Annotated in this window: 2 protein-coding genes and 1 pseudogene; 1 reads left to right on the top strand and 2 read right to left on the bottom strand. The window is 76.4% G+C overall.

What is annotated here, in order from left to right; translation table 11 throughout:
* Window positions 1-437, top strand: a pseudogene (locus tag HMPREF0731_RS20810) (hypothetical protein); the annotation flags it as partial.
* 11 nt (window positions 438-448) lie between these two features.
* Here the strand turns inward: HMPREF0731_RS20810 and HMPREF0731_RS20815 are convergent.
* Both HMPREF0731_RS20815 and HMPREF0731_RS20820 read right to left on the bottom strand, forming a co-directional pair.
* Window positions 449-910, bottom strand: coding sequence for a DNA polymerase III subunit chi (locus tag HMPREF0731_RS20815; RefSeq protein WP_007006209.1), 462 nt, complete (start codon window positions 908-910; stop codon window positions 449-451).
* Window positions 911-1,015: 105 nt separating this feature from the next.
* Window positions 1,016-1,649 (bottom strand): M17 family metallopeptidase (locus tag HMPREF0731_RS20820; protein WP_007006210.1); only part of this gene is annotated, 634 nt, incomplete at its 5' end.

The raw sequence follows: 1,649 nt of genomic DNA on the forward strand, positions 1-1,649 counted from the left end.
CGGCCGAGGCCGGGCCGCGCCTGGCCTGGCAGGGCCCGCCGGTGAAGCTGGCCCCGGGCAGCGTGCAGCCCATCGAGATGATCCTGCACGAGCTGTCCACCAACGCCGCCAAGCACGGCGCCCTGTCGCGCAGCGGCGGCGTGGTGGAGCTGCGCTGGGCCGCCGCGCCGCAGGGCGGGCTGACGCTGGACTGGCGCGAGAGCGGCGGCCCGCCCATCCCGGGCGAGCCGGCGCGGCACGGCTTCGGCTTCCGCCTGATCCACACCCTGGCGCGGCACCAGCTGGGCGGCGGCGCCACCTTCCTGTGGTCGGAGGAGGGGCTGCAATGCCGCATCCGCCTCGGCGCCGCCAGCGTCTCCGCCATCGAGCCGCTGCCCGAGGCGCCGCGCGACACCCCGATCGAGATCCCCGAGCCGCCGGCCCGCCAGGCGGTGTGAGGCGCCGCGCCTCAGCCCCCGGCGGTGGAGAACTTCTTCTCCCAGCCGCGGCCGCCCTGCTGCCAGTAGGTCAGCACATGGCCCGCCGCCTTGGCGGCGGCCCAGCGGCGGCGGGCGGCGGCCACCGCCGCCTCGTCCTGGCCGTCGAACAGGTCGAACACCCGCTCGAAATCGCCCAGCTGCGCGCTCTCCGCCCCGTCCGCCAGGAACAGGTAGCGCGCGCCATTCGGCGCCTCGTCCTGCAGCGTCAGCCAGATCGGCTGCAACTCGGCCTGGCCGCTGGCGGCGGAGCCATGCGGCAGCCAGTCCGGGTCCTGGCACAGCCAGAGCGAGGCATCCAGGCTGGCCAGCCGCGCCGCGTCGCCGAGCTTCACCACCGCCCGCCCGCCCAAGGACAGCACCCGCCCCAGCAGCTTCGGCAGGGCGGCCTCCAGCGGCGTGCGCGTCAGGTGGTAGAAGCCGATCTCGCTCATCAACAAGCCCCAAGGCGCGCGCACCGGGCGCGGCGCCGCCAGGCATGGCGATACCAGAGATGACCCGCCGGCCGGAAGGGCGTCACCCGCTCACGCCCGCCGGCCTCACAGCCGGTGCGGGTCCTCGAAGCGGCTGGCCACCAGCTGCTCCAGCAGCCGCACGCCGAAGCCGGTGGCGCCGGGGCGGCCCTCCCCCTCCGGCCGCAGCGCCTGCCCCGCCATGTCCAGATGCGCCCAGGGCACGGCCGGCGCGGGCGGCGGCGCCTCCTCCAGCGCCGCTTGCAGAAAAGCGGCGGCATGGCAGGCATCCGGCTGGCCGCGCCCGCTGGCGCATTGCCGCAGATCGGCGATATCGCTGGCCAGGTCGGCGCGGTGCGCTTCCGTCACCGGCAACGGCCAGACCTCCTCCCCCACCGCCGCCCCGGCCGCCGCCACCGCCGCCAGCAGCGGCGGGTCGTTGCCGAACAGCGCCGCCCGGTGGTGGCCAAGCGCCGTCACCGCCGCCCCCGTCAGCGTCGCCAGATCCACCAGCGCCGCCGGGCGGAAGGCCAGCCGCGCGTAATGCAGCGCATCGGCCAGCAGCAGCCGCCCCTCCGCGTCGGTGTCCACCACTTCCACATTGCGGCCGGAGAGCAGCGTCAGCACATCGCCCGGGCGATAGGCTTCGGCACCGATCGCGTTCTCGGCCAGCGGCAGCACCGCCGCCGCCGGGGCCGGGCTGTCGCGCAGCGCCAGCGCC

The sequence above is a fragment of the Pseudoroseomonas cervicalis ATCC 49957 genome (genome assembly GCF_000164635.1).
Classification (GTDB): domain Bacteria; phylum Pseudomonadota; class Alphaproteobacteria; order Acetobacterales; family Acetobacteraceae; genus Pseudoroseomonas; species Pseudoroseomonas cervicalis.

Excerpts from the sequence above, each read along its gene's own strand:
- HMPREF0731_RS20815 (WP_007006209.1), bottom strand. The coding sequence starts at position 910 with ATGAGCGAGATCGGCTTCTACCACCTGACGCGCACGCCGCTGGAGGCC.